Source organism: Prochlorococcus marinus, from assembly GCF_001180245.1.
In the GTDB taxonomy this organism is placed as follows: domain Bacteria; phylum Cyanobacteriota; class Cyanobacteriia; order PCC-6307; family Cyanobiaceae; genus Prochlorococcus_A; species Prochlorococcus_A marinus_F.
Genome location: NZ_CVSV01000011.1, coordinates 1 through 4,120 on the forward strand (window position 1 = coordinate 1; position 4,120 = coordinate 4,120).

Consider the following 4,120-nt stretch of genomic DNA (forward strand, 5'->3'; position numbering starts at 1 on the left):
TTGGCTATTACTTAAGTAGCATTGGAAGAGTACCTCTTTTGACTCCAGCAGAGGAAATAGAGTTAGCTCATCATGTTCAGAACATGAAAAAGTTGCTACAAATTCCTGAAACTGATAGAACCCAACGAAATCTTTATCAAATTAAGATTGGCAAAAGAGCAAGAGATAGAATGATGGCAGCTAATCTAAGGCTCGTTGTCTCAGTTGCAAAAAAATACCAAAACCAAGGGCTTGAATTATTAGATCTTGTCCAGGAAGGAGCTATTGGACTTGAAAGAGCCGTAGATAAATTTGATCCTGCTATGGGATATAAATTCTCAACTTATGCTTACTGGTGGATTAGACAAGGAATGACGAGAGCAATTGATAACAGTGCTAGAACCATTCGTTTGCCTATTCACATAAGTGAAAAACTATCCAAAATGAGAAGAGTCTCCAGAGAATTATCACACAAATTTGGCAGACAACCTACAAGATTGGAAATGGCAACTGAGATGGGAATTGATCAAAAAGATTTAGAAGATTTAATTTCTCAAAGTGCTCCTTGCGCCTCCCTAGATGCACATGCAAGAGGGGAAGAAGACAGAAGTACACTTGGTGAACTCATACCTGATCCAAACTGTGAAGAGCCTATGGAAGGTATGGATAGAACTATTCAAAAAGAGCATTTAGGAACTTGGCTTTCTCAATTAAATGAAAGAGAGCAAAAAATCATGAAGCTCAGATTTGGGCTAGATGGTGAAGAACCATTAACACTCGCAGAAATAGGAAGACAAATTAATGTTTCGCGAGAAAGAGTAAGGCAACTAGAAGCTAAAGCAATATTAAAGCTTCGAGTAATGACAACTCATCAAAAAGCAGCTTAACCAAATTGATAAAATTTACTGTAATTTTATTATATTTATTTTTAATTTTTTTAGTTTCAATAGTTTTTAAAAAATATAATGAAGATAACAAAGAAATAGTCAGAAAAATAATACATATTGGAATAGGTCCTTTAATACCAATTGCTCAATTTTTAAAAATTAATCAAAGCTCTGCTCTAATTTTTACGGGAATTGTTTCATTAATGGTTTTCACAAATTACAACTATAAATTATTTCCAACAATTGAGGATGTTGAGAGAAAAAGTTATGGGACATTTTTTTATTGTATAAGTTTATTTATTTTGATTTATCTTTTCTGGGATAAAGATCCATATGCACTAATTAGTGGATTTTTCATAATGACTTTTGGTGATGGATTAGCTGGATTAATAGGAAAAAGCTTCAACTCAAAGAGTTGGATTTTTTTTGAACAAAAAAAATCTTTATATGGAACCATAACAATGTTTTTAACAAGTTTGATAGTAGTTTGCACAATAGGATATTCTCAACAAAATAGTCTAAATTTAAATTATTTTACAATAGCTTTTATTGCGACTTTGCTCGAACAATTTAGTATTCTAGGAATAGATAATTTCATTGTTCCAATCTCTTCAGCATTATTTTTTAATTTTCTAATAACTAGCTAATTGAATCATATAAAATAGCGATTAATTCTTTTGTTGTTTCTATATCTATACATGCATCTGTAATGCTTTTGCCAAACTGGAGATCTTCTTTTTTTAAAAGTTTTTGATTTCCTTCATTCAAATGACTTTCAAGCATAACTCCTAAAATATTTTTTTCACCATTACTAATTTGAGAAGCTACATTTTTTAGCACTTCTGACTGTTTTCGGAAATCTTTATTGGAATTTCCATGACTACAATCAATCATCACTTTATGGGGAAGATTACACTGCCTCAATTCTGCTGAAATTCTTTGTACATGATCACTTTCAAAATTTGGGCCTTTTGAACCGCCCCTTAAAACTATATGTCCGTCTGGATTTCCTGTAGTATTAACTATAGAAGCCATTCCATTTTCATTTACACCTAAGAAGTGATGGGATTTTGAAGCTGACTGCATTGCATTAATTGCAGTAGTAAAAGAACCATCCGTTCCATTTTTAAAACCTATAGGCATTGATAATCCTGATGCCATTTCTCTATGAGTTTGACTTTCTGTGGTCCGCGCACCTATCGCTGTCCAACTTATTAAATCGGCAATGTATTGAGGAACAATTGGATCTAGTAATTCTGTAGCAGAAGGTATGCCTCGAGTCGCTAAATATGAAAGTAAACTTCTTGCCCTTCTTAAACCAGTATTAATATCATAAGAATCATCTAGATGAGGATCATTTATCAATCCCTTCCAACCAATAGTTGTTCTTGGTTTTTCAAAATATACTCTCATAATTATTTCTAATTTATTGTTATACATTTCTCGGAATTTTTGAATATATTTTGAATATTCCTTTGCCGCCTCAATATCATGAATTGAACATGGACCTACAATGACTAAAAGCTTCTGATCATTATGATGCAAAATATTTTGTATCGATCTTCTTGTTTTAGATACTGTATTAGCAGAGTCGTGATCTAAAGGTATATCATTATGTAATCTGCTTGGAGGTATTAATGGACGTGTTTCAAGAACATGTAAATCTGATGTCTTTTCTAAAGCTGAATTATTTGATGATGTCGTCATTGATTAATTAAGAAGTTTGAATATTTAAAAAAGCATTTATGAATACTCTCCTATTCAATATTAAAAATAACAATAGATTAGGCATTAAACCTTACTAATGAAGAATTTGGAAACATTGCTAAAAGATTATGCAGATCATGTAGCTGAAAGAGCTGCCAAAGGTATACCACCTTTACCTTTAAATGCTGAACAAACAAATTGTATTACAAAATTATTAGAACAAGATAGTACTTACGATTCATCTTATTTACTTGATTTACTAATAAATAGAGTACCCCCAGGAGTTGATGAGGCTGCTTACGTAAAAGCAAGCTGGCTTACAGCTATTGTTAATTCCGAAAAATATTGCAAATCAATTAATCCCGAAAAAGCAATTGAAATACTAGGAACAATGATAGGCGGATACAATGTAAATTCTTTGGTTGAAATCCTTAAAGGAGAAAACAGTTTACTCGCAAAAAAAGCGGCAGAAGTTTTAAAAAATATTATTCTTGTTTACGACTCGGCCAATGAAATTTATGAATTATCTCACAGTAATATTTATGCAAAAGAAGTTGTAAATAGTTGGGCAAATGCAGAATGGTTCATAAATAAAAAAGTTCTGGAGAAAGAGATTACTTGTTTAGTATTTAAAGTTGACGGTGAGACAAACACAGACGACTTATCTCCAGCTGTACATGCAACAACTCGCCCGGATATTCCAATGCATGCATTAGCTATGTTGGAATCTAAAAAACCTGATGGAATAAAGATTCTTGATAATTTAAAAAAACAAAATTTACCAATAGCTTATGTTGGAGATGTTGTTGGAACAGGGAGTTCTAGAAAATCTGCTATTAATTCACTCATTTGGCATATAGGAGAAGATATCGCTTTTGTTCCCAACAAAAAAACAGGTGGAATAATAATTGGCAGCAAAATAGCCCCAATTTTCTTCAATACTGCACAAGATTCAGGAGCTTTACCTATAGAGGCTGATGTATCTCAAATGAAAACAGGAGATGTTATTAAAATATATCCTTATAAAGGCATTATAAAAAAAATTGAAAAAGATTCAAATACTGAAGAATTAATAAGCAAATTTGAGTTGTATCCATCAACTCTTATTGATGAAATTCAAGCTGGAGGAAGAATAAATCTTATGATTGGGAGATCTCTTACGGACAAAATTAGAAACAAATTAGATTATCAACCAAGTGAAATATTTACTAGACCACAAAATCCAACCGAAAGTAATGCCGGCTTTACTCAAGCTCAAAAAATAGTGGGCAAAGCATGCGGTTTAGAGGGAGTAAGGCCAGGAATGACCTGTGAGCCAATCATGACCACAGTTGGTAGTCAAGATACTACTGGGCCAATGACTAGAGATGAACTAAAAGAACTAGCTTGTTTAGGATTTACTGCAGATTTAGTGATGCAAAGTTTTTGTCATACAGCTGCGTATCCTAAACCAGTAGATCTAGTTACCCATAAAGAATTACCTGATTTTATATCTCAAAGAGGTGGAGTAGCTCTTAAGCCTGGAGACGGCATAATTCATAGCTGGC

General features: G+C 32.7%; 3 protein-coding genes and 1 pseudogene. 3 read left to right on the top strand and 1 reads right to left on the bottom strand.

Going from position 1 to position 4,120, the window contains the following annotated elements; translation table 11 throughout:
• Positions 1 to 866: RpoD/SigA family RNA polymerase sigma factor (locus AMO19_RS00105; RefSeq protein ID WP_075506834.1), on the top strand; the 866-nt coding region annotated here is incomplete at its 5' end.
• 5 nt (positions 867 to 871) lie between these two features.
• On the top strand, positions 872 to 1,513 hold the full coding sequence (locus tag AMO19_RS00110; protein WP_075506835.1) for a diacylglycerol/polyprenol kinase family protein: 642 nt from the start codon (positions 872 to 874) through the stop codon (positions 1,511 to 1,513).
• On the opposite strand, the gene AMO19_RS00115 is transcribed toward AMO19_RS00110, so the two are convergent.
• A complete protein-coding gene (locus AMO19_RS00115; protein WP_075506836.1) occupies positions 1,506 to 2,573 on the bottom strand; it encodes a 3-deoxy-7-phosphoheptulonate synthase in 1,068 nt (355 codons plus the stop codon). The genes AMO19_RS00110 and AMO19_RS00115 overlap by 8 nt on opposite strands.
• Before the next feature lie 97 nt (positions 2,574 to 2,670).
• Here AMO19_RS00115 and AMO19_RS00120 point away from each other — a divergent pair.
• A pseudogene (locus AMO19_RS00120) lies at positions 2,671 to 4,120 on the top strand (bifunctional aconitate hydratase 2/2-methylisocitrate dehydratase); the annotation flags it as partial.